The 22984-nt window shown below is 69.5% G+C and carries 22 protein-coding genes; 8 read left to right on the top strand and 14 right to left on the bottom strand.

Features of this window, described 5'->3' with window-relative positions:
• Positions 1–124 precede the first annotated feature (124 nt).
• Positions 125–934 carry a sigma-70 family RNA polymerase sigma factor gene (locus J4030_RS07135; RefSeq protein WP_208048521.1) on the top strand — a complete coding sequence of 270 codons (810 nt, stop codon included), beginning with the start codon at positions 125–127 and terminating at the stop codon, positions 932–934.
• A gap of 119 nt (positions 935–1053) precedes the next feature.
• Positions 1054–1833 (top strand): ANTAR domain-containing protein, encoded by a 780-nt coding sequence (locus J4030_RS07140; RefSeq protein ID WP_208048522.1) that lies wholly within the window; start codon positions 1054–1056, stop codon positions 1831–1833.
• Positions 1834–1863: 30 nt separating this feature from the next.
• Here the strand turns inward: J4030_RS07140 and J4030_RS07145 are convergent, their stop codons facing one another.
• From J4030_RS07145 to J4030_RS17885, 4 genes are all read right to left on the bottom strand, one after another.
• Positions 1864–3342, bottom strand: a complete 1479-nt coding sequence (locus tag J4030_RS07145; protein WP_208048523.1) for a UDP-N-acetylmuramoyl-L-alanyl-D-glutamate--2,6-diaminopimelate ligase — start codon at positions 3340–3342, stop codon at positions 1864–1866.
• A 107-nt stretch (positions 3343–3449) separates the two neighbouring features.
• On the bottom strand, positions 3450–4031 hold the full coding sequence (locus J4030_RS18470; protein ID WP_208048524.1) for a NifU family protein: 582 nt from the start codon (positions 4029–4031) through the stop codon (positions 3450–3452).
• Entirely contained in the window at positions 4028–5971 is a 1944-nt protein-coding gene (locus J4030_RS07155; RefSeq protein ID WP_208048525.1) for a ferrous iron transporter B, read from the bottom strand. Before J4030_RS07155 ends, J4030_RS18470 begins: the two co-directional genes overlap by 4 nt.
• Entirely contained in the window at positions 5968–6288 is a 321-nt protein-coding gene (locus J4030_RS17885) for a FeoA family protein (RefSeq protein ID WP_307864603.1), read from the bottom strand. Before J4030_RS17885 ends, J4030_RS07155 begins: the two co-directional genes overlap by 4 nt.
• Positions 6289–6550: 262 nt before the next feature.
• Between J4030_RS17885 and J4030_RS07165 the strand changes: the two genes are divergently transcribed.
• Positions 6551–8221, top strand: coding sequence for an APC family permease (locus J4030_RS07165; RefSeq protein ID WP_208048526.1), 1671 nt, complete (start codon positions 6551–6553; stop codon positions 8219–8221).
• A gap of 119 nt (positions 8222–8340) precedes the next feature.
• Positions 8341–9324, top strand: a complete 984-nt coding sequence (locus J4030_RS07170; protein WP_208048527.1) for a cation diffusion facilitator family transporter — start codon at positions 8341–8343, stop codon at positions 9322–9324.
• Between the two features lie 65 nt (positions 9325–9389).
• On the opposite strand, the gene fumC is transcribed toward J4030_RS07170, so the two are convergent.
• The gene (gene fumC / locus J4030_RS07175; RefSeq protein ID WP_208048528.1) at positions 9390–10832 is read right to left on the bottom strand and encodes a class II fumarate hydratase; all 1443 of its coding nucleotides are present in this window, start codon (positions 10830–10832) and stop codon (positions 9390–9392) included.
• A gap of 49 nt (positions 10833–10881) precedes the next feature.
• Between fumC and J4030_RS07180 the strand changes: the two genes are divergently transcribed.
• The gene (locus J4030_RS07180) at positions 10882–12363 is read left to right on the top strand and encodes a cryptochrome/photolyase family protein (protein ID WP_208048529.1); all 1482 of its coding nucleotides are present in this window, start codon (positions 10882–10884) and stop codon (positions 12361–12363) included.
• Between the two features lie 58 nt (positions 12364–12421).
• On the opposite strand, the gene J4030_RS07185 is transcribed toward J4030_RS07180, so the two are convergent.
• The 5 genes from J4030_RS07185 to J4030_RS07205 all read right to left on the bottom strand — a co-directional run bounded on the left by J4030_RS07185 (position 12422) and on the right by J4030_RS07205 (position 17048).
• On the bottom strand, positions 12422–13075 hold the full coding sequence (locus J4030_RS07185) for a cyclopropane-fatty-acyl-phospholipid synthase family protein (RefSeq protein WP_208048530.1): 654 nt from the start codon (positions 13073–13075) through the stop codon (positions 12422–12424).
• A gap of 69 nt (positions 13076–13144) precedes the next feature.
• Positions 13145–13306 (bottom strand): hypothetical protein, encoded by a 162-nt coding sequence (locus J4030_RS07190; RefSeq protein ID WP_208048531.1) that lies wholly within the window; start codon positions 13304–13306, stop codon positions 13145–13147.
• A 130-nt stretch (positions 13307–13436) separates the two neighbouring features.
• Positions 13437–14369, bottom strand: coding sequence for an aldo/keto reductase (locus J4030_RS07195; protein ID WP_208048532.1), 933 nt, complete (start codon positions 14367–14369; stop codon positions 13437–13439).
• Between the two features lie 64 nt (positions 14370–14433).
• A complete protein-coding gene (gene acs / locus J4030_RS07200; RefSeq protein WP_208048533.1) occupies positions 14434–16413 on the bottom strand; it encodes an acetate--CoA ligase in 1980 nt (659 codons plus the stop codon).
• Between the two features lie 32 nt (positions 16414–16445).
• Positions 16446–17048 (bottom strand): acetate uptake transporter, encoded by a 603-nt coding sequence (locus J4030_RS07205; RefSeq protein ID WP_208048534.1) that lies wholly within the window; start codon positions 17046–17048, stop codon positions 16446–16448.
• A gap of 367 nt (positions 17049–17415) precedes the next feature.
• On the opposite strand from J4030_RS07205, the gene J4030_RS07210 reads away from it, so the two are divergent.
• On the top strand, positions 17416–17703 hold the full coding sequence (locus J4030_RS07210; protein WP_208048535.1) for a hypothetical protein: 288 nt from the start codon (positions 17416–17418) through the stop codon (positions 17701–17703).
• Positions 17704–17933: 230 nt separating this feature from the next.
• Here the strand turns inward: J4030_RS07210 and J4030_RS07215 are convergent, their stop codons facing one another.
• Entirely contained in the window at positions 17934–18635 is a 702-nt protein-coding gene (locus J4030_RS07215; RefSeq protein ID WP_208048536.1) for a metallophosphoesterase, read from the bottom strand.
• 172 nt (positions 18636–18807) lie between these two features.
• Between J4030_RS07215 and J4030_RS07220 the strand changes: the two genes are divergently transcribed.
• A complete protein-coding gene (locus tag J4030_RS07220; RefSeq protein WP_208048537.1) occupies positions 18808–19503 on the top strand; it encodes a bifunctional 2-polyprenyl-6-hydroxyphenol methylase/3-demethylubiquinol 3-O-methyltransferase UbiG in 696 nt (231 codons plus the stop codon).
• 57 nt (positions 19504–19560) lie between these two features.
• On the opposite strand, the gene J4030_RS07225 is transcribed toward J4030_RS07220, so the two are convergent.
• Both J4030_RS07225 and J4030_RS07230 read right to left on the bottom strand, forming a co-directional pair.
• Complete coding sequence (locus J4030_RS07225) at positions 19561–20760, bottom strand: ATP-binding protein (protein ID WP_208048538.1); 1200 nt, start codon at positions 20758–20760, stop codon at positions 19561–19563.
• 134 nt (positions 20761–20894) lie between these two features.
• The gene (locus J4030_RS07230) at positions 20895–21236 is read right to left on the bottom strand and encodes a nuclear transport factor 2 family protein (protein ID WP_243762990.1); all 342 of its coding nucleotides are present in this window, start codon (positions 21234–21236) and stop codon (positions 20895–20897) included.
• A gap of 154 nt (positions 21237–21390) precedes the next feature.
• On the opposite strand from J4030_RS07230, the gene J4030_RS07235 reads away from it, so the two are divergent.
• The gene (locus J4030_RS07235; protein WP_208048540.1) at positions 21391–22164 is read left to right on the top strand and encodes a helix-turn-helix domain-containing protein; all 774 of its coding nucleotides are present in this window, start codon (positions 21391–21393) and stop codon (positions 22162–22164) included.
• Between the two features lie 87 nt (positions 22165–22251).
• Here the strand turns inward: J4030_RS07235 and J4030_RS07240 are convergent, their stop codons facing one another.
• Entirely contained in the window at positions 22252–22962 is a 711-nt protein-coding gene (locus J4030_RS07240) for a VC0807 family protein (RefSeq protein WP_208048541.1), read from the bottom strand.
• Between the last annotated feature and the right edge of the window lie 22 nt (positions 22963–22984).

Consider the following 22984-nt stretch of genomic DNA (forward strand, 5'->3'; position numbering starts at 1 on the left):
CGAAGTGCCTCCCGTGCGTCTCCGCGCCTCGATTTGTTCGGGGTGGGGGTGTGTGCTTTGCTCGAAATCGAGCCGGCTCAAACAGCGTGGTTGGCACTTTCTTCTCTCCTGCCGAAAGTGTCGCGTGAATGCATCCGTTGTCCATGCCGCCGACGATGTCGCCGACGATCGCGAGACCCTGACCAGGGCTCTGCTCGAACAGGCGCAGGAGACCACCGACGAGGTCGAGGCCGCGCGGCTTCGCTCCCAGGCTGTGGACCACAACTACGCGATGGCCTGCGGGATCTCCCGTCGCTACTCGGGGCGCGGCATCGAGTCGCAGGATCTGCAGCAGGTCGCACTGCTGGCGCTCGTCCTCGCCGTCCGCCGCTTCGTGCCGAGCGAGGGTCGCAGTTTCTCGGCGTACGCGATCCCGACCATCACGGGGGAGCTGAAGCGGCACTTCCGCGACCACGGGTGGGTGGTGCGCCCACCCCGAGGACTGCACGAGACCTACCGGGAGGCGCAGACGACCTCCGAGGAGCTCGAGCAGGCCGGAGTGCACGCACCGGGCACAGCCGCCGTCGCCGCGCGGATGGGGGTGACGGTCGACGTGGTGCGCGCCGCTCGGGCCGTCGAGGGCTGTTTCCGTCCCGCGTCCCTCGACGCACCGGCGCGCGACCGGTCGGGAACGACGCTGGCCGACCGACTCGACCTGAAGGCGGAGGACCAGACGGACGAGTTCGTGTCCTCGATCGCGCTCCGCCAGATCGTGCGTGCCCTCCCGGCCCGCGAACGGATGCTCGTTCGGTTGCGTTTCGAGTTGGATCTCACTCAACGCGAGATCGGTGACCATCTCGGTATCAGCCAGATGCAGGTGTCCAGACTGCTGACCGCCACCCTGTTGGGGCTCCGTTCGACTCTGGAAGCGCAGTCCGGCCAGCGCGCCGGGTAGGCGTCATGGTCCACCCGCGCGTTTGGCATACTCACCTCAGGTCAAGCAGCCGGCCGCTTCCCTTAGCGGATCGCGGCATGGCCCAGGCGCATGTCTCCGCTCATTGCAAGGAGACCCTGATGTTGCCTGACCTCGAGCGGCAGCTCGTGGCATACGCCGACGCCGCCCGCGACCTGCATGAAGTGCCCTCCGGACAGAGCCATCAGCGGAGTGTGGAGTTGGCCACGCGACTGGTGCCCGGGTGCGTCGACGCCGGAATCCAGCGTTTGCACCGTCGCGCCGCCGAGACGCTCGCAGCCACCTCCGGGCTCTGCCAGCAGGCCGACCTGCGGGCACGTGACCTGGCGCGTGGGCCAGGCCTGGATGCCTTCGGCGCGGACGAAGCAGTGGTCAGTGCCGATCTGCGGGCGGAGACTCGCTGGCAGGGGTGGTCTTCGTACGTGGCGGAGGAACTGGGCTTCGTCGCCGTCGTCTCCGTGCCGCTGCGGTCCGCCGAGCACTCGTTCGGTGCGCTCACGCTGTACTTCGCAGAACTCATCGCGAACCCCGATCAGATCGTCGCCCGCACGGAGGCGCTCGCGATCCACGTCGTACTCGCGCTGGCGTGCAACAACACGATCGAGCACCAGACCGTGGCCCTGGAGAACCGCACGATCATCGGTCAGGCCCAGGGCGTCCTCATGACCCACCTGGGGATGACTCCCGATGCGGCCTTCGAATATCTGCAGCGCCTGTCCCAGAACGGGAATCGCAAGCTCGCCGTCGTCGCGGCCGAGATCGTGAACAGCATGGGTCGCAAAGACGCCACCGCTGGATTCACCGACGGACACATGCAGACGCCCCTAGGTGGCAGGACCACTGTGATCCACCCACCTGCGGCCGAAGGCCACCAGGGCTGAGCGGGCCGGCGGGACGTCCCGCCGGCCGCGTCACGTGAGCGGCGCCGCGTCCTGACCGAGCGGGACGAGCAGTTCGCCCACCACCGTCGCGTCGTGGAAGTCGACATCACCGGTCGGCAGGTGCTGCACCCGCTCGTGCCCCTTGCCCGCCACGACGACCACGTCGCCCGGCCGGGCCAGCCGCAGCGCGGCGGCGATCGCCGTCCGCCGATCCAGCTCGATCGTCGTCCGGGAGGAGTCCGCGCCGTCCAGGACCTGCTGCGCGATCTGGGACGGTGACTCGGTGTACGCGTCGTCGGTCGTGACGATGCCGACGTCGGCGAGCTGGGAGGCGACCTCGCCCATCAGGGGGCGCTTGGCCCTGTCCCGATCCCCCGCCGCGCCGTAGACGCAGATCAACCTGCCACCCGCGGCGTCCGCGACGGTGCGCGCCACCTGCAGCACCTCCCGCAGCCCCACGTCGGTGTGCGCGTAGTCGACGATGACCTCGAAGCCCAAGTCGACGGCGGCCGGGATCCGTTCGAATCTGCCTGGCACCTGACGCATCTCGCGGATCGCGCGCACGAGCGTGCCGACGTCCATCCCCGTCTCGAGCGCGATCGCGGCGGCCCCGGCCACGTTGTGCACGTTGTAGTCGCCGAGCAGCGGCGTGGTGAGGGTGAGGTGCGCGCCGCCCGGTCGACGCAGCCGGAAGACGGTGTGCAGCCCGTCCACGTGCTGATCCTCGATCCGGTAGTCCGCCTGGGCCGAGGTGCCGAAGAGCAGGGTGCCGGGGATGTCCTGGGCCAGCCGCGCGCCGTACTCGTCGTCGCCGTTGGCGAGCTTGGGCCCCGCAGTCCACTCGAAGAGGGTCCGCTTGACCCGGTAGTACGACTCCATGTCACCGTGCAGGTCGAGGTGGTCACGGGTCAGGTTGGTGAAGAGCGCTGCGGCGTAACGGGTCCCGTCGACCCGGTGCAGATGGATGCCGTGCGAGCTGGTCTCCAGCACGACCTGGGTGACTCCGCTGTCGCGCATCCGTGCGAGGTTGCCCTGCACGACGGGCGCCTCCCCCGTGGTGCGCACTGCCGCTTCCCGGTGGGTGCCGACCACGATCTCGGCCGTGGTCAGCAGACCGGTGGCCCGCTCGCCGTACGCCGCCGAGAGGATCGAGTGCAGCACGTAGGAGCTGGTGGTCTTTCCGTTGGTGCCGGTGATGCCGTAGACGGTGAGATCGCGCGACGGGTGGCCGGCGAGTTCGGTGGCGAGCGCCGCGAGCGCGATCCGCGCGTCCGGCACGACCGCGGTCGGGACTCCGGCGATGTCCCGTTCGGCGACGACGAGCACGGCGCCGGCGTCGACGGCCTGCTGCGCGTAGTCCGCACCGTCACTGGTGAAGCCCTTGATCGCGACGTACGCCGTGCCGGGAGCGACTGCGCGGGAGTCGTTCGTGACCGCCTGCACCGGCCCCGTCAGCTGCGGCACCGCCGCTGCGAGCAGGTGCGATATCTCGGTGCTGTCCAGGCTCACCGGTGGACTCTAACAAGCCGTCGAGGGCTGGTGGATTCCGTTGTCTCGGTGATTCTCGGGCGGACGCTAGAGACCCTGAGACGGGTGTATCGACGAGCCGGGAACGATCAGCCCGCGCGCCGGCGCCCGATGCTCAGCAGCACCCGCTCACGCGCACCCGGCGTCTCGTGGGCCGTCAACTCGCGCAACCCCGGCGCCAACGCGCGGATCTCGCCTTCGAGGCGCTCGTGCAACGTGATGCCGGCAGCCGGGCAGTGCGAGCACGTGCCGCTCAACCGAAGCTCCACCCGCCCGTCGTGGGCAGCCACCAGCTCGGCGCGGCCGCCGTGCGAGCGGATGTAATCGCCCGCGGCACCGGCCAGCACCTCGTGGACGGCGGCGCGCAGTTCGTCGTCGGGGCTGACCTCGCGCTGCGCACGCCACCGCGCCGGCTCGAGCAGCGCGTCAGCGAGCGCGGCACCGACGGGGGCGCCGTACTCACGCCAGGCGAGTCCGTCGGCCAGGGTGATGTCGATGCCGGTCGCACGGACGACCACCGGGCGCAGGATGCCGCGGTCCAGCAGGTCACCGAAACCACCCGGCGCTGCGACGACCTCACCGAGCACCTGCAGGGTGCCGGAGGGCACCACCCAGTGCACGACCTGAGGGTCGGCGGTGGCTTCGGCGTGCAGCGGGACGGCAGCGGTCACACCAGCCACCCCACGACGGCGTGGGCGAGGAACGCCGCGCCCCACGCGAGCACGAACATGTAGCCGAACGCGATGCCCGGCCACTTCCACCCGCCGGTCTCGCGGCGCATCATCCCGATCGTGGACATGCACTGCAGCGCGTACATGAAGAACGCCAGCAGTGCCGCGATGGTGCCGGCGGTGAAGAGCCGCTGACCCTGGTGCGGACCGTCCTGGAAGGTCATGGCCTTGAGGGCGTCCCGCGGATGGTCGGGGTTGTCCGCCGCGGCGACCTGACCGAGGGTCGACACGAAGGTCTCCCGCGCGGACAGCGAGGCGAGCACCCCGATGTTGATGCGCCAGTCGAAGCCCAACGGAGCGAAGACCGGTTCGACGGCCTTGCCGAGATGGGAGGCGAGGCTGTGGTCGAGCACGTACGACGAGGACGCGGTCTTGTCGGCCGGGTTCACTCCCGCGCTGCGCAGCTCGCCGGCGCCGCGTCCCGGAAGGTTGAGTAGCGCCCACATCACGATGGTGACGACCAGGATGATCCGGCCGACCTTGGACAGGAACCCCTTGCAGGAGTCCCAGACGGCGACCAGCACGCTGCGCGCCCGCGGCAGCTTGTACGTCGGCATCTCCATGTAGAACGGGAGCACCGGGCCGTGCTTGCCGGTGATCCGCTTGAAGAACCACGCGGTGGCCATCGCGGAGACCGCGCCGCCGGCGTACAGCAGGAACATCACTGTGCCCTGCGCGCCGACCGGTCCGATGCTCGCCGACGACGGCACGAGCAGCCCCACCAGCAGGATGTAGACCGGAAGCCGCGCCGAACAGGTCATGAGCGGCGCGCCCATCATCGTCGCGAGCCGGTCCTTGGCCGACGGCAGCGAGCGGGTGGCCATGATCCCCGGGATCGCGCACGCCATCGACGACAGCAGCGCCACGAACGCGCGCCCCTCGAGCCCCGCTCGGGCCATCAGCCGGTCCATCAGGAATGCGGCGCGGGACAGGTAGCCGCTGCCCTCCAGCAGCGAGATGAGCAGGAAGAGCAACGCGATCTGCGGCAGGAAGACGAGCACACCGCCCACCCCGCCGATGATCGCCTGGGACAGGAAGCTGGCGACCCACTGGTTGCCGACGTGGTCGGTGACCAGCACCCCCAGATTGTCGAACGCGTGCTGGACGGCATTCTGCAGCGGCGCCGCCACCGTGAAGATGATCTGGAAGAACGCGAACATCGTCGCCAGGAAGATCAACGATCCCCACACCGGGTGCAGCAGCACCTTGTCGATCCGTTCGGTGCGCGCGTCGACGTCCGGGCTGCGGTACGCCGCGCTGTCCAGCACCGAGCTGACCCAGGCCCGCGCCGCCTCACCCTCGGCGGGCGGCGGGAAGATCGGTCGCGGCCACGCGTCGACGTCGGCGAGCGCGTCCTTCAGCCCGGCCAGGTCGTCGCGCGAACCGCTGGTGACCGGTACGACGCGGACCCCGACGGCCCGCTCGAACCGCGCCACGTCCAGGCTGCCGCCGCGCCGGGCCAGTTCGTCCTGGAAGGTCACCACCACGCAGGTCGGCAGGCCGCGTGCGAGTACCTGCGCGAGCAGGCCGAGCGAGCGGCGCAGCGTGGTCGCATCGAGCAGCATGAGCACGGCGTCCGGCGTCTGCAGAGAGCCGGAGTCGGCGTCGAGCACCTCGTGCACGACCTGCTCGTCGGGACTGATCGGGTCGAGGCTGTAGGTGCCGGGCAGGTCCTCCACGACGACGTCGTGGTCGCCCGCCCGAGCGATCCCTTCGTAGCGCGCGACCGTGACGCCCGGGTAGTTGCCGGTCTTGACCCGCAGGCCCGTCAACGCGTTGAAGAGCGTGCTCTTGCCGCAGTTGGGGCTGCCGACGAGCGCGACATGCAGCCCTGTGGCGACCGACGTCGCCGTGGACCCCGCGCCGTGGTGCCCGCTCACGCGAGCGGGCCGACCAGGATCCCGGCAGCCTGGCGAGCGCGCAGGGCGATCTCGTAGTCGGCGACCCGGAAGACGATCGGGTCGCGCATGGGAGCACGGCGTACGACGGTCACGGCCTCACCGGGTGCGAACCCCAGATCGGACAGGCGACGGGCCGTGCGCGGGTCCACCGCGTCGTCGTACCCGAGGACCATCGCGTCTCTGCCCGGACGGACGTCGGCGAGCGTCCCCTGCTGCGGCGTGCCGGACTCTTCACGGTCGATGACGTCGCCGGAGCGCGGTCGGGTGCGCTGGGTGAGCACGGACGTCAGTGACACGGGGTGGTCCCTTCGGGCTGTGAGGTGCGCCTAAGTAAGCCAAGGCTAACCGCACCTACGTCCCCCACGTCAACCAGGAGCCTCCAAGCGTCCATCTGGTGGGCACGAGCGCCAACACCCCTCGTACCCAGCCAATTCCCAGCAAGAGTTAACACGCTGCACGACGCGCCGACCAATGCCAAGCTGCCAGGTTGGGGCCCTGTCGGTACCGAGTTCCCGCGTCGTGCGGGCGCCCTGACCCCAGAAGAGAAGGGATCGCCCGATGACCACAGCACCACCCAAGCCGGACATCGATGCCCGCGGGGGCCAGCTGCAGCGCAGCGTCGGCTTCTACGGTCTGATGTTCGTATCCCTCGGATCCATCATCGGATCCGGTTGGCTGCTCAGCGCCGCGAATGCCTCGATCATCGCCGGGCCCGCATCGATCCTCTCCTGGATCCTCGCAGCCGCGATGCTCGCGTGCCTGGCACTGGTCTACGCCGAACTCGGTGCGACCTACCCCGTCGCGGGCGGATCGGGCCGGTTCGCCTACTACTCGCACGGCGTGGTCGCCGGATTCGTCTCCGGCTGGGCCTCGTGGCTGCAGGCGGTGTTCATCGCACCCATCGAGGTACTGGCCGCGCTGACCTACCTCGACGCGGTTGGCACGATCCACAAGCACTTCCCGCTGATCCACTCCACCGGAGCGAACAAAGGCCTTCTGAACAACCAGGGACTGGTCATCGCGGTCATCCTGATGATCCTGTTCACCTGCATGAACCTCGCGGGCGCGAAGTTCATGTCCGAGAGCAACTCGCTCGTCGTCGTGTGGAAGACCGCGGTGCCGCTGCTGTGCATCGGGGTCATCGCCGCCAGTTCGTTCCACACCGGCAACATGACCAGCGGGGGCGGCTTCATGCCGTTCGGTGCCCACGGCGTCTTCGCCGCGCTTCCAGGTGGTGTGGTGTTCGCCTTGCAGGGCTTCGAACAGGCCGTTCAGCTGGCCGGCGAGGCGCGCAACCCGCGCAAGGACATCTCCCGCGCCGTCCTGGTCGCGATGGGCATCGGCGCGCTGCTCTACTCGCTCCTCCAGCTGGTCTTCATTCTCGGCGTCAAACCGGGCAACGTCGCGCGCAACTGGGCCAACCCGCTCGGCGGCGCGGGCGTCGGTGGCAACTTCGGCGCCTGGTACACCCTGGCCACCTCGCTCGGCCTGACCTGGCTGGGGGCCGTGCTGGTCATCGACGCGGTGATCTCGCCGTCGGGCACCGGGATCGTGTACGTCGGCACCTCCTCACGGTTGTCCTATGCCCTGGGCCAGGAGCGCGAACTGCCTCGGGCCCTGGCCCGCACCAATGCACGGGGTGTGCCGGTCGCCTCGATCATCCTGGCCGCCATCGTGGGCATCCTCGGTTTCGGGCCGTTCAAGAGCTGGGCGGCGCTGGTCGCGATCGTCACCGATGCCACCGCGATCATGTACGCGTTCGCGCCCGTCGCGCTCGCGTCCCTGCACAAACATGATGGCGACCGGGAACGGACGTACTCCGCGCCGGTGCCGAAGGTGCTGCTGCCGGCGTCGTTCTGCTTCGCCAACCTGATCATCTACTGGGGCGGGTTCGAGTCCACCTGGAAGCTGACCGCCGCGATGATCGTCGGTTTCGGCCTGTTCGCCTACGGCTCGTCGATCATCGGCTCGGAACGGATGCGGTATCTGCGCAACGCCGCGTGGATCGGTCCCTGGCTGATCGGCCTCTGCGTCATCAACTACCTGGGCCGTTACGGAACGGGCGCGAAGAACTACCTGCCCGAGTGGGTCGATCTCATCGTCGTCATCGCGTTCTCCCTCGTCATCTTCTACTGGGCCATCTCCCTGGCCCTGCCGAAGGAGGAGATCGTCGCAGCGGTCGAAGCAGATCGTCAGCACGACCCGATGGACGATCTGGTCACGTCCTGACCTGATCCCGACCGAACGGTCGGTCGGGATGGGTGTCGGCGCGGTTGCGGTGCCCGTCGACCATCCGGGACGCGGCTCGGTCCGCTACCGGTGCTGCGACCCGGCATACGATCGGCGCAATGAGCGACGACCTGCGCGACTCCTGCTCCGGACCGGACATCACTCCGGTCTGTGACGCAGGCTCGGCTGTGCCGCAGGGCCATTCGCACAGTCACGGGGTGCGGCCCGGAGCCAACGCCCGCTGGCTCTGGGTCGCGCTCGGGCTGCTGAGCGCGTACCTGGTGGTGGAGGTCGTCGTGGCCCTCCTGGCCCGCTCGCTGGCCCTGCTGTCCGATGCCGGGCACCTGTTGACCGACGTCGGGTCGCTGGCGGTCGCTCTGTGGGCGATCCGGCTGGCGGCGCGGCCGGCGGGCGGTGCCATGACGTACGGCTGGAAGCGCGCGGAGATCCTCTCGGCGGCCGGGAACGCCGCGACGCTGCTGGTGGTCGGGCTGATCGTCCTGATCGAGGCGGTACGCCGGCTGGCGCACCCGCCGCACGTCGACGCCGCCCCGGTGCTGGTCACCGCTCTCGTCGGCATCGCCGTCAACATCGTGGTGGCGTGGGCGGTGGCACGCGCGGACCGCTCGAGCCTCAACGTGGAGGGCGCCTACCAGCACATCCTCACCGACCTGTACGGGTTCCTGGCCACGGCGGCGGCCGCGGTGGTGATTCTGGTGACCGGCTGGCAACGCGCCGACGCCGTCGCGTCGCTCCTGCTCGTGGTGCTGATGGCCCGATCGGGGCTGACCCTCGCGCGGCAGAGCAGCCGGATCCTGCTGGAAGCGGCCCCGCCGGGGATGCAGATCTCGGACATCCGCGAGCACCTGCTGCGCGTCGACCACGTCCGCGACGTGCACGACCTGCACGTCTGGACGGTCACCTCTGACGACCACGCGCTGTCCGCGCACGTCGTGGTCGACGAGGGGTGTTTCGCCGATTCGCATGCGCCGCAGCTCCTGGATGCGCTGCAGGCCTGTCTGCACGAGCACTTCGACATCGGGCACTCGAGCCTGCAGCTGGAGCCGCCGACCCACGCGGCCCACGAGACCGCCATTCACTAAGCCCGGCAGGCCGCCCCTCCCCCTTTCGCCGACTGGGTCCGGCGCGAATCGCGCAGTCGGCGGGGTCAGCCGGGGTGGATCATCGTGGCCGGATCGACCACCCGGTCGAAGTCCTCACCGCTGATCGCACCGGAGGCCAACGCCGCCTCCCGCAGCGTGCTGCCCTCCTGCGAGGCGGTGTGCGCGATGTGGGACGCCTGGTCGTAGCCGATCACCGGCGACAGTGCCGTCACGAGCATCAACGAGCGGTCGAGGTACTCCTGGATCTGCGGGCGGTTGAGCTCGATGCCGTCGATGCAGTGCTCGCGCAGCAGGTCGCACGCGTCGCCGAGGATGAGCGCCGAGTGCAACACGTTGTTGATGATGATCGGGCGCATCGCGTTGAGCTCGAAGTTGCCCTGCGAGCCGGCGAACGTCGTACCCATGTCGTCGGCGATCACCTGGATGCAGACCATCACCGTCGCCTCGCACTGGGTGGGGTTGACCTTGCCCGGCATGATCGAGCTGCCCGGCTCGTTCTCGGGCAGGATCAGCTCGCCGATGCCGCACCGCGGACCGGAGGCGAGCCAGCGGATGTCGTTGGAGATCTTCATGATCGGCACCGCCACGGCACGTATGCCGGCCGATGCGCCGACCATCGCGTCGAGGCCGCCCTGGGCCGCGAACTTGTTGGCAGCCGTGACGATCGGCTCGCCGGTCATCCGGGCCAGCTCGTCCGCCACCTCCTCGGCGAACCCCTGCGGCGCGTTGATACCGGTGCCGACAGCGGTCCCGCCGAGCGCCACCTCGTACAGACCCTCGCTGGACTGCTGCAGCCGCTCGATCGCCTGCGCGAGCTGCGCGGCGTAGCCCGACCACTCCTGACCGACGGTCAGGGGTACGGCGTCCTGCAGGTGGGTGCGGCCGGTCTTGATCACGTCGGACCACTCGTGCGCCTTCGCGTCGAACGACGCGTGCAGCCGCTGCAGGCTCGGCAGCAGCTGGGTGCGCAGCTGCAGCAGCGTGGCGATGTGCATGGCGGTCGGGAAGGTGTCGTTGGAGCTCTGGCACATGTTGACGTCGTCGTTGGGGTGCACCGGTTTCTTGCTGCCGAGCTCGCCGCCGAGCAGCTGGATGCAGCGGTTGCTGATGACCTCGTTGACGTTCATGTTCGACTGGGTGCCCGACCCGGTCTGCCACACGTAGAGCGGGAAGTGCTCGTCGAGGTCGCCGGCGATGATCTCGTCGCACACTCGTGCGATCAGGTCGGCCTTCCACTGCGGCAACCGGCCGCCACGGCCGTTCGCGATCGCGGCCGCCTTCTTCACGTAGCCGAACGCTCGGCATACGGCCACCGGCATCCGGTCCTCACCGATCGCGAAGTGCACCAGCGACCGTGCCGTCTGCGCGCCCCAGTACCGGTCGGCGGGCACGTCGATCGCACCCATCGAATCGGTCTCGGTGCGGGTGCCGGCCGCCTCGATACCGACGGGGACCTCGTGGACGGTGGGGGCGGTCTCGTCGCTCATCCTCCGAGTCTGGCACCGGCCCACGTACGCCGTCGGGCAGACTGGCGGGGTGGCCCGCGCCGACGCTCCCGTGCGTCTGATCTATCCGCACCAGCTCTTCCGGGCCCAGCTCGACGTCCCGGCCGACACGCGGCACGTGCTCGTCGAGGACGACCTCTTCTTCCGGCAGTACCGCTTCCACGCACACAAGCTCGTGCTGCACCGCGCGAGCATGGCGCGGTTCGCCGACCTGCTGCGGTCGAAGGGCTTCGACCCGGTCGTGGTCGAGTCCTCGGCCGACACCACCTCCGGCGACGGCCTGACGCGGGCGCTGGAGAAGTTGCATCCCACCAAGATCACGGTCTACGACGTGGTCGACGACTGGCTGTCGCGGGACTGCTCGGCGGCCGTGCGCGCCGCCGGTCGCGAATTGCGCCCGGACGACGTCCTCGAGACACCCAACTTCCTCACCACGCGAGCGCAGCTGCAGGACTGGTTCGGCGCGAACGCCGCGCAGATGCAGTACTTCTACCGTTGGCAGCGGCAGCGTCTCGACATCCTGGTCGAGGGGCGGCAGCCGGTGGGCGGCAAGTGGTCCTTCGACCCGGAGAACCGCAAGAGGCTCCCCCGCGGTCACCCGGTGCCGGACCCGTGGTGGCCGGAGCGCAGCGCTGCGGTCGAGGACGCCATCGAGTGGGTACGCCGCGAATTCCCTGATGCTCCAGGCGATCCCGCGACGTTCTCCTGGCCGACCACGCACGAGGAGGCCGAAGCGGCGTACGACGTTTTCCTGGCCGAGCGGTTCGTCGAGTTCGGCCCGTACGAAGACGCCATCTCCAAGGCCCACCCCGTGCTCTTCCACGCCGCGCTCAGCCCGTCGCTCAACCTGGGACTGCTCGACCCGGGGGAGGTGGTGCACCAGGCCTTGGATGCCGCCCACGAGCACGACGTGCCGCTGGCCTCCCTCGAGGGCTTCGTGCGGCAGGTGATCGGTTGGCGGGAGTACATGCGCGCGACCTACCACCTCTACGGCCGGCGGATGCGCGGGATGAACGCGCTGCACCACACCCGCTCGCTCGACGACGGCTGGTGGACCGGTCACACGGGGCTGGGCCCCGTCGACCACGTGATCGGCCAGGTGCTCGAGCGCGGGTGGGCCCACCACATCGAGCGGCTGATGGTGCTCGGCAACGCGATGTGCCTGCTGCGGATCGACCCGGAGGAGATCCACGAGTGGTTCATGGCGATGTTCATCGACGCCTACGACTGGGTGATGGTGCCGAATGTGTATGCCATGAGCCAGTATTCGACCGGTCCGGCGATCACGACCAAGCCGTACGTGTCGGGCAGCAACTACCTGCGCAAGATGTCGGATCTGCCGCGCGGTGACTGGGATCGCGACTGGGACGCCCTCTACTGGACCTTCGTCGCCGACCACCGCGACGTCTTCGACAGCAACCGACGGTCGCAGATGATGACCCGGATGTGGGACGGCATGGACCCCGCCAAGAAGTCCGGCCACGTACGCCGCGCGCGCCAGCTCCTGGCCTGACCGCCAACCGGAGTTGTGTGAACGGGCGCGCTGTATAGAGCGCGCCCGTTCACACAACTCAGTCGCGGCGCGCGTGCAGGACCGCGTCGTCACGCGTGCCCGGCTGACCCTCCGGTCCCGGGAAGTCGCGCGGCACCCGCTCGCTGCGCACGACCGCCCACCCCTCGCGCGGCAGCCCGACGGACGCGAGCAACTCCTCCGGGGTCGCGAAGTCCACCTCGTGCGGAGACTCGGTCATCCAGCTCGGCCAACCCGTGTGGCTCATCACCATCAGCCGCCCTCCTGGGGCGACGGCGCGCATCGCCTGCTGCAGAATCGCCGTGCGCTGACTGTCGCCCGCGACCGGGGTGTGCAGGAACTGCGCTGACACCAGGTCGAACTCGCCCTCCGGGAACGTCGCCGACAGGTCGTGCTGCTCCCACCGGATCCGGTCGGCGACCCCGGCGACCTGCGCGTGCTCGGCGCCCTTGGCCAGAGCCGTCGGGGAGACGTCGACTCCCAGCACATCCCACCCCTGCTGGGCCAGCCAGATCACGTCACCGCCCTCGGCGCATCCGAGGTCCAGTGCACGCCCGGGCCGCACACCCGCAACCTCAGCGGCGAGCAGGTCGCTGTTGCTCGGTACGGCGTCGGCCGGAGTCGCGCGCTCCAGATAGATGGGTTCCCAGTAGCTCTCGGCCGTCGCATCGTCCGGCACCTGCGGCATCGTCATACGGAGAGCATCCGACGGCGCGACCCCGCTGAGCAAGCCACGTTGCCGGAACGGCAAACGGCGACCTGGTTACGGACTCTTGCCGGCTACGGCGCCCGAGTTGCCGTCGGGATCGGCAGGGAACGGGCCGCGCCCGCCGTACCGCCGGAACGCCGCCTCGAGTCCTGCCCGGTACGACGCCGGCGCGTCACCACCCGGCCCGAGCACGAACGTCTCCAGAGCCAGCCTCATGTACGCGCGCCCCGACGGCGTGCATCTTGCTGCGATACGACGCCGCCGCGTGGGGAACGTGATTTTGAACTGGCCTGTGGCCAGAGGCGAGTACTGCGTGCCCGGGTCGGACCTGGAGCTGCGTGCACGATCAGGCATCGAGCGTTGCCATCTCGTCGGGGGACAGATCCATCCGGACCGCCTCGACCGCGCTGGTCAGCTGTTCGGAACTGCTCACCCCCACGATCGGGCGCACCGCGGGCGTGCTGTGCCGCATCCACGCAAGCACGATCTGGCCCTGCTGCACACCGTGCTCCTGGGCGATGGACGCGAGCCGCGCGAGGCGGTCGTGGGTGCCGGGATGGTCGTACGACGGCGGCAGCGCCTTGTCGGCCTTGTCGTAGAAACCGGTGAGCAGCGCTGTGTAGCCCCACAACTCGACGTCACGGTTCTCCTGGGCGTAATCCAGGGTCTCCGGCGTCAGCATCCCGTACGGGTGGTCTTCACCCTCGACCTCGATGTCGGGCCGGGGGTGCAGGTAGGACCAGCGCTGCTGGATCGCGGTGGGCGCAGGCAACCCGGCCGCCACCGCGATCGCGCGCGCCCGCTCGACGCGCCATACGGGGTGGTTGGACCACCCCACCCGGTCGACCAGGCCCTGCACCTGCGCCTCGCCGAACGCCGCCACACTCTGCGCCAGGTCGACGCCCCGGTCCTCCTTGTGCGCCCAGTAGAGATCGACGCGGTCTGTCTGCAGGCGCGTGAGGCTGTCGTGCAGCTGCTGCCGCACGACAGCCGCCGACAGGCCCGCGGCGCCGACGTCGTCGGGAAGGGGAACCCCCACCTTCGTGCCGATCAGGACGCGCTCGCGCATGCCCGGACGGGCCGTCAGCCAGTCGCCGATGACCTGCTCGCTCTGACCGCTGGCACCGGCCGGATCGTTCCAGAAGGCGTAGCAGTTCGCAGTGTCGATCCACCGGCCGCCGGCGTCGACGTACTGGTCGAGCAGCGCGAAGGAATCGTCACGCCCGACCCTCGTGCCGAAGTGCATGGTGCCGAGGGCCATGGCCAAGCCGTCGCTCATGGTGTAGTCCTGCCGTCGTGGGGTGGTCGCCCCACGATCTCACCCTGAGCGACGGCTCTCGGCGTCACTCGTCGCCCGACCCCTTGCCGACGCCCTGCTGGATCTGGTCCATCACGGAGGAGTCCGCCAGCGTGGTGACGTCACCCACGTCGCGGTGTTCGGCGACGTCGCGCAGCAGCCGCCGCATGATCTTGCCGGACCGGGTCTTGGGCAGCTCGGGGACGACCAGGATCGACTTGGGCTTGGCGATCGCCCCGATCTCGGTGGCCACGTGGTTGCGCAACTCGGTGATCAACGCGTCCGGTGCCTCCTCGCCGCCCTTCAGTGCCGACTCGCGCAGGATGACGAACGCGTTGATCGCCTGTCCGCTCTGCTCGTCGGTGGCACCGACGACCGCGGCCTCGGCGACCTTCGGGTGGGAGACCAGCGCCGACTCGATCTCGGTCGTGGAGAGCCGGTGCCCGGAGACGTTCATCACGTCGTCCACGCGGCCGAGCACCCAGATGTCCCCGTCGTCGTCGAGCTTGGCGCCGTCACCCGCAAAGTAGTAGCCCTTCTTGGCGTACCGCTCCCAGTAGGTCTCCTTGAACCGCTTGTCGTCGCCCCAGATGGTGCGCAGCATCGCCGGCCACGGCTTGGTGACCACCAGGTAGCCGCCGTTGCCGTTGCCCACGCTCTCGCCGTCGTCGTCCACGACATCCACCGAGACACCAGGGATCGCCTTCATGGCCGAACCCGGTTTGCCCGCAGTCACTCCCGGCAGCGGACTGATCAGGTGCATGCCCGTCTCGGTCTGCCACCAGGTGTCCATCACCGGTGTCTTCCCGCCGCCGATCTGGTCGCGGTACCAGACGTAGGCCTCGGGGTTGATCGGCTCGCCGACCGAGCCGAGCAGCCGCAGCGAGGACAGGTCGTGCTCCGCCGGGATGTCCCGTCCCCACTTCATGAAGGTGCGGATCGCGGTCGGGGCGCAGTAGAGCGTCGTGACCTTGTACTTCTCCACGATCTCCCACCAGCGGCCCTTGTGCGGGGTGTCCGGTGTGCCCTCGTACATCACCGACGTCGCGCCGTTCGCCAGCGGCCCGTACACGATGTAGCTGTGCCCGGTCACCCAGCCGATGTCGGCGGCGGTCCAGTAGACGTCGGTCTCGGGCTTGAGGTCGAAGACCGCCCAGTGCGTCCACGACGTGCCGACCAGGTAGCCGCCGGTCGTGTGCAGGATGCCCTTGGGCTTACCGGTCGTACCCGAGGTGTACATGACGTAGAGCGGGTGCTCGGCGTCGAACGCCTCCGGCGTGTGCTCGGTGCTCGCCTTCTCGACGGTGTCGTGCCACCACACGTCGCGTTTGTCGTCCCACGCGACGTCCTCGCCGGTGCGGCGTACGACGAGCACGTGCTCGACACCCGGGCATTGCGACACCGCTTCGTCGACCGCAGGCTTCAGCGCGGCCGGCGCGCCCCGGCGGTAGCCGCCGTCGGAGGTGATCACGACGTGGGCGTCGCAGTCCTGGATGCGGTCGCGCAGCGCCGAGGAGGAGAACCCACCGAAGACCACCGTGTGCGGGGCGCCCAGCCGTGCGCAGGCGAGCATCGCCACGACGGTCTCGGGGATCATCGGCATGTAGATGGCGACCCGGTCGCCGGTCTTCACGCCGAGGTCGATCAGCGTGTTCGCGGCCTGGCTGACCTGGTCCTTCAACTGCGCGTAGGTGGTGTCGCGGGTGTCGTCGGCCGGCTCGCCGACCCAGTGGAACGCCACCCGGTCGCCGTGGCCGGCCTCGACGTGCCGGTCGACGCAGTTGTACGCCGCGTTGAGTTTGCCGCCGACGAACCACTTGGCGAACGGCGGCTTGTCCCAGTCGAGCACCCGATTCCACTTGGTCTCCCAGGTGATCCGCTCGGCCGCCTTCTCCCAGAACGCCTCCGGGTCCGCATCCGCCTCGTCGTACGCCGCCGCGGTCACGTTCGCGTGCTCGGCGAGCTCCTTCGGCGGCTCGAAACGACGGTTCTCATGGGCCAGGTTGGCCAGGGTCTCGTTGCTCATCGGGGCTCCTCGGGTGCTCGAGACAGGACGGTTCAGCGCGGTCCGATAGGCAGCATCGGCCGCTTGTGCGTGAACGACAGGACACCGGCCAGAGACATGTACCAAGCGCCCACCGCCGTCGCCAGACCAACGTATCCGCCGGCCTTGACGATCGAGTCGGAGGTGGCGAAGTTGCCCCAGGCGAGGAGCAGGAAGGTGATGCTCAGCAGCACGAAGACGGCGAAGAGACCAAGGGCGATACGGCTCGTGGCGATGGTCATCATGACGGTGAAGATGCCCCAGACCAGCAGGTAGAGGCCGATGCCCTTCGAGGCGTCCTTGGCGGGGATCTTGTCCAGGCCCGAGTGGCCCGTCAGCCACCAGTAGGACAACCAGAACGCGCCGTACGACCCGAATGCGGTCGCGCCGAAGGTGTTGCCGCGCGCGAATTCCCACATACCAGCCGCGAACTGGGCGATGCCGCCGTAGGCGAGGGTGAGCCCGAACACCACGGGCAGGACGGTCGCCGGGACCCAGCCCGCGTTCACGGCACTGAGCACGGCCGTCGTCAGAGCGAAGGCGGCCAGACCGAGGGGGGCCGGGTCCGCAAGGTGCGACCCGGGTGTGATCTCGGGGGTCGGATCGTTCGTGGCCATGGGGGGTCTCCTCAGAGGATGCGGTGGCGTGGCACGGACATGGACACCGGTGCGAACTCAGCAGTGCCGCCCAGCGGGTCTCCCCGCCGAGGCCACCGCAATGTGACCATCCCCACACCGTAGGGCTGAGCGGGCCCCCGGTGGGCTGTCATGCGCGAGGACCGACCGACCGGCCAATCCTGAGCCTCGCCGTAGAGGAATCGGACTGTCCGAAGGGATAGTTGGTTACCCGCACCTGGCAGAGGAGTTGTGCGTCCCGCGCGGCGGTATCCGCCTTCGAGGTGCACTCATTGCTGCGTGGGTGCACCTCAGCGCCGACCCACGCGCGGGCAGGTCATGCCCGTGTCAGGGCGTCGGGGCGGGGCCCGTGACCGTCGTCGTCGCGGTGCTCGTCGTGGTGGTGGTCGACGTCTCCGTGGTCGTCGACGGCGACCCCGTCACCGTCGTGGTGGATGTCGAGGGCGATCCGGTCACCGTGGACGCGCTGGCCTGGCTGGTCACGGTCGTGGTCGACGTCGGGTTCGAGGTGCTGCTGGACGAGGTGGCGGAGTGCAGCAGGAACCCCACCACCCCGCCGACCACCAGCGCCAGCGCGATGGCCGAAGTCAGCACGCCCCCACTGATGCCGGACCGCCCCTGGCTCGGCGGCGGGTAGTCACCGCGAGGTTCGCGCCACTGCTCGCCCGGACCCTGCGCGTACGCCGAGTCGGCCGCGTTGCGGTAGTCCGGCCGACCCTGCGGCAGCCGCTGGGTACGGTCGGGATCGCGGTCGTCGTACCCGTCGCCTTGGCCATAGCCGTTGCTCATCACCCCACGATGGCACGCGCGTCGCCGCGGTCGTGGTTCCGGCGCGAAGCGCACGCTGCAGAGCACCGGCTGCCACCGTCAGGCTTGGATGAGATGCGCTCTGCTCGATCCTTCGTCATCGAGGTCGACGACCAAGGCGCCGGTCGGTGCGCCGTGCGGTGTCCATTCGTCACCGTCGTGAGCGATCCCATAGAACGTCGCGGGCGCGCCGTACAGACGCGTGCCGCCGACGGTGCCGTCGAAGGCCTGGTGCAGGTGGCCACTCAGCATGACCAACGGTGAGCGGTGATCCCGCAGCCGCTGCTCGAGCTGCGATGCTCCGCGCAGGGTGAACCACGGGTGCGTGCTGCGCGAGCGCACCGGGTGGTGCATGAGGACGACGGTCGGACCCTCGCACTCGTCCAACAGGTCCAGCACCGGGTCCGCTCGACCGGCCACCTCGCCGGGCACGTTGGTGGCGGCGGCACGGATCTGCCATGCACCGACGCGGACCGGGTCGGTGCCGAACGCCTGGGCCACCACGTCGGTGACGTCGTGGTTGCCCGGCGCCGCGACGACGATCGGCGCCAGCGGGCGTACGAAATCGCGGACGCGTTGGACCGCTTCGTCGGAACCGTCATCTGCCAGGTCGCCCGTCACCACGACCGCGTCGAACGGCCCGGCGGCGGTCGCCGCCGCGAGCACTGCGGTCAGTCGCGCCTCGGGATCGATGTGCGGATGGGGTGACGTCGACCCCGGCCCGAGCAGATGGGTGTCGGACAGATGCAACAGACGCGGCATGGCATGCAACCTACTCAGCGGGCCGCTGCCTGGACAGCATCCCCACAGGGCCCTTGAAGCACGCTGACCGGGGCACTCACCTGTGCCCACACGAACGCATCAGCAGGGCAGCGTGGGTGCACGCCCCCGCTCGGCGGTATCGATCCGGGACGAGGTCGTCCTACGCTGCGGCATGGAACGAGACCGTCGTCCAGGGCCCGCGTCCGGGCGCGGCAGCGGCACGATCACCTCGGACGGCTGTCCCGTGGAGATCTACGCCGCTCTCCCGCCGCACGGTGAGGCGGACATCATCCACGACGCTGTGCCGGCCGGCGCAGCCGTTCTCGAGCTGGGATGCGGCACCGGGCGTATCGCGGATCCACTGGCCGCCCTGGGGCACAGGGTCGTCGGCGTCGACGATTCGCGCGACATGCTCGCGCATCTGCGTGCGGCAGAGCCGGTGCACAGCAGCATCGAAGATCTGCGACTCGGCGAGCGCTTCGACGGGGTCATCCTGGCGAGCACGATGGTCAACACCTTCGACCCCGCCCAACGGGCGCGGTTCCTGCGTACCGCCGCACACCACCTGACCCCTGGCGGCATCCTCGTGCTACAGCGTCACGCGCCGGGTTGGGCCGAGGCTGCGGCGCCGACCACCTGGCACGACGGCCCCGTCGAGCTCGAGCTGCGCGACGTCGTACGCCACGGGGGTGGGCTCGTGTCGGCGACCTTGGTGCACACGTTGGCGGGGATGGTGGAGGAGCAGGACTTCACGGGGCAGGTCCTGGACGACGAAGAGCTCACGTCCGTGCTGCGCGACGCCGGACTCGTCTTCGACCGCGTCCTCACCCCCGACCGCCGCTGGGTCACCGCTCGTCTCGCAACCTGACTTCGAGCTGACTTCGCCGCGCGCAAATCCCCGAGCCTGACCGGGCTCAGCGCCACCTCACGTCTGCGACCGCAGGTAGCGGCCGAAGTGGGGGACGGTGAAGGCGATGCGGCCGCGTTCACCGGAGTAGATGAGGCCCTTCTTCAGCAACGCGTCCCGCGCCGGCGAGAGCGACTGCGGTTTGCGACCGAGTACGTCGGCCACGGCGGCCGTGGTGACCGACTCGATCTCGTCGACATCGGGCTCGTCCGAAGCCGCATCCGCCATCCCCCGCAGATACTCGCGCTCGCCGGGTGTCGCTCTCTCGTAACGCGATCCGAAGAAGCCCACCGCGAGCTCGGCATCCGCCTCCGGCGCTGCGACCGCGACGTCCGCCGCGGTGATCGGCGAACGCGGTGCGAGATCCCAGGCGACCTTGCCGTAGGCCTGGATGAAGTAGGGGTATCCCCCGGTCACGGCGTACATCGCGTCGAGAGCGTCCTGCTCGAACGCCGCGTCCTCGTCCTGCGCCGGCGACTGCAGCGCCCGGTCGGCAGCGTCACGCGGCAGACGGTCGATCCGCGCGTAGCGGAAGAGACGCTCCGAGTACGACTTCGAGGCACTGAGCACCGTCGGCAGATGGGGCAGTCCGGCGCCGACCACGATCACCGGCAGACCCGCCTGGCTGATCTCGTGGCAGGCCGCGCACAGCGCCGACACGTCGTCGGGGTGCAGATCCTGCATCTCGTCGACGAAGAGCGCGATCCCCCGCCCGACGTCCGCGGCAAGACCGCCGACGTCCGTGAGCAGCTCCACCAGGTCGATCTCGATATCGCCGGAGTCGGCCCGTCCGGAGACGGCGGGCGCGTCGATGCCCGGGTTCCACTTCTCCCGCAGCTTCGCGCCCGGAGGGGTGTCCCGCTGGGCGAACGCCTTGATGACCCCCAGCACCTGCTGGACGTCATCGGTCTGGGTGTGCCCGAGCTCGCGGACGGCGACGTGCAGCGCCGCGCTGATCGGCCGCCGCAGCCGCTGCTCCGGCCGCGCCTCCCACTTGCCGGTCCCCCACTTGGCCCGGACGGCAGCCGATCGGAGCGCGTTCAGCAGCACCGTCTTGCCGACGCCGCGCAACCCGGTGAGCACGATCGAGCGCTCCGGCCGGCCGCGGGCGACCCGCTCCAGCACCACTGCGAACGTGTCGAGTTCGCCGTCGCGGCCGGCGAGTTCGGGCGGTCGCTGGCCGGCGCCGGGCGCGTACGGGTTGCGTATCGGATCCACGATCGGATTGTATGCGCAAATCTAGTGTCAGCCCGATACATCAGTAGCGTGTCGCATCGACCATGCGCGGTTGTCCGCAGTTTCGTGGCGGGGGTGTCACGAAACTGCGGACAACCGGGCAGCGCCCGGGGCGCTCAGGCGGGCACCTTGTCCAGGAACCCCAGCACGCTGGCGATGCGGCCGTCGTCGTCGGTCATCACGACGTCGAAGCCGACGATCACCGGCTCGGCGTCCGCGGGGCCGAAGCCCCAGGTGAAACGCGCCTGCTGGTGGTGGGCGTCGACCGGGCCCGCCGGCGTGAAGACGAACTCGGGGAACCGCTCCTGTACGGCGCCGATCGTCGCGTCGACAGCGTCGCGGCCGCGCACCTGCGCGATCGGGTCGAAGTAGCTCGCCTGTTCGGTCCAGTGCTGCTCGATCAACGCTCGACGGGCGCCCGGGTCGGTCTCGTTCCAGCAGGCGAGGTAGGTGGTCATCAGGTCGTTCATCGCAGTGCCTTCCATCGAAGCGGTAGTGGTGTGGACGATCTTGAATCGCTGCGTAGGAGAGCGCGATTCCCTCGCAGGTAATGCCGCACGATGACCTGCGAGGTAATCGCGCGCCGTACCTCGCTCGGCTAGCGTCGCGTCGGTGACCACCACCGCACTGCCCGCCCGACCGGTCGGCGAACTCCTGCGCGGATGGCGCGAGCGGCGCCGTCTCAGCCAACTGGACCTCTCGATCCAGGCGGACGTCTCCACCCGGCACCTGAGTTTCGTCGAGACCGGGCGCGCCCGACCGACGCCGGAGATGATCCTGAGACTGACCGACCACCTGCAGGTCCCGCTGCGCGAGCGCAACCAGCTGCTGCTCGCCGGCGGGTATGCACCCGCGTACCCGCAGCACGGCTTCGACGCCCCCGAGCTCGCCGGCATCGCGGACGCGCTGCGGTCGGTGCTGGCCGGGCATCCGCATCCCGCCCTGGTGATGGACCGGTGGTGGGACCTGCTCGATGCGAACGACGCGACGCTTGCTCTGACGGCCGGGTGCGCCGCCCACCTTCTGGAGCCGCCCGTCAACGTGCTGCGCCTCAGCCTGCACCCGGACGGACTGGCGCCGCGGATCGTCAACCTCGCGCAGTGGCGCGGGCACCTGCTGACCCAGCTGAGGCAGCGCATCGAGCGCACCGACGACGACCGCCTCCGAGCGCTGGAGGAGGAGTTGTTGGGCTACCCCGGCGGCGAGGGCGAGAGCACGCCGGCTGCGGGCGTCGTACTCCCGTTGCGCCTGCGCAACGACGCGGGTGAGCTGTCGTTCTTCTCCATCGCGGCGACGGTGGAGACGGCCGCCGACGTGACGGTCGACGAACTGGTCCTGGAGACGTTCTACCCGGCGCGGATCACGGACGCGCAGGGCGCACCCTGACGGTGTTCACCTCCGTTGACGGCGTTCGAACACCGTCAACGAATGCGAACGCCGTCAGCGTGGAGCGGAGCGCGGGACTGGAGCGGGCTACGGTCGCGCGGATGCCGGCGCCGCCTCCGGCTGCGGGTCGGACGCATCGCGCGACAGGCTGCGCGAACGCTCGACGAACCACACGTTCCACCCGATGCAGACCGCGAAGACGGCCAACGCGACGATGTTGGTCGCCCCGACCGACTGGTCGAGAGTGAGGGTGTAGATCAGGGCAATCTGCACGGTCCCCGACAGGATGAGCCCGACGCCCCAGACGATGCCCATCAGGTAGAAACCCATCCGGAACGGCGCCGACGTCGCCCACCCCTGCTTCAACCCGGCGGCGGACGTCTCGTCCGACCCGGCGAGCCGTTGCGCGACGGAGAAGGTGAGCGGGCGTCGTACCGCGACCGACCCGAGGAAGACCAGGCCCGACAGCACCGTGAGAGCGGCGCCCTTCAGCAGCAGGAAGCGCGGGTCGCCGGTGATGAGCGAGAGCGTCAGCCCTCCTCCGAAGAGGAAGAGCATGAAGATCGCGAACGCGTCGGCGCGGCCCTGACGCCAGATCAGCCAGCACAGCCGGATGCCGGCGAGCACGGTGGAGATGAGCAGTGCCGCGGTCATGCCCGCGCCGAACACTCGCGCCAGGTAGTAGCCACCGACCGGGATCGCAATATCGAGCGCGAGCATCCGCAGCAGCCCGGACATCCGGATCGAGGGCGCGAACTGACCGGCCTGTGCCATCTGCTCGTCCAGCGGAGTCTTCACGCTCTCATCCTGACAGCCCGCA

The organism is Allobranchiibius sp. CTAmp26 (assembly GCF_017565405.1).
GTDB lineage: Bacteria > Actinomycetota > Actinomycetes > Actinomycetales > Dermatophilaceae > Allobranchiibius.

Coding starts and splice junctions, on each gene's coding strand:
- J4030_RS07220 (WP_208048537.1), top strand. CDS start 18,808: ATGGAACGAGACCGTCGTCCAGGGCCCGCGTCCGGGCGCGGCAGCGGC.
- J4030_RS07215 (WP_208048536.1), bottom strand. CDS start 18,635: ATGCCGCGTCTGTTGCATCTGTCCGACACCCATCTGCTCGGGCCGGGG.
- J4030_RS07230 (WP_243762990.1), bottom strand. CDS start 21,236: ATGACCACCTACCTCGCCTGCTGGAACGAGACCGACCCGGGCGCCCGT.
- J4030_RS07140 (WP_208048522.1), top strand. CDS start 1,054: ATGTTGCCTGACCTCGAGCGGCAGCTCGTGGCATACGCCGACGCCGCC.
- J4030_RS07165 (WP_208048526.1), top strand. CDS start 6,551: ATGACCACAGCACCACCCAAGCCGGACATCGATGCCCGCGGGGGCCAG.
- J4030_RS07170 (WP_208048527.1), top strand. CDS start 8,341: ATGAGCGACGACCTGCGCGACTCCTGCTCCGGACCGGACATCACTCCG.
- J4030_RS07190 (WP_208048531.1), bottom strand. CDS start 13,306: ATGAGGCTGGCTCTGGAGACGTTCGTGCTCGGGCCGGGTGGTGACGCG.
- J4030_RS07195 (WP_208048532.1), bottom strand. CDS start 14,369: ATGAGCGACGGCTTGGCCATGGCCCTCGGCACCATGCACTTCGGCACG.
- J4030_RS07185 (WP_208048530.1), bottom strand. CDS start 13,075: ATGACGATGCCGCAGGTGCCGGACGATGCGACGGCCGAGAGCTACTGG.
- acs (WP_208048533.1), bottom strand. CDS start 16,413: ATGAGCAACGAGACCCTGGCCAACCTGGCCCATGAGAACCGTCGTTTC.
- fumC (WP_208048528.1), bottom strand. CDS start 10,832: ATGAGCGACGAGACCGCCCCCACCGTCCACGAGGTCCCCGTCGGTATC.
- J4030_RS07205 (WP_208048534.1), bottom strand. CDS start 17,048: ATGGCCACGAACGATCCGACCCCCGAGATCACACCCGGGTCGCACCTT.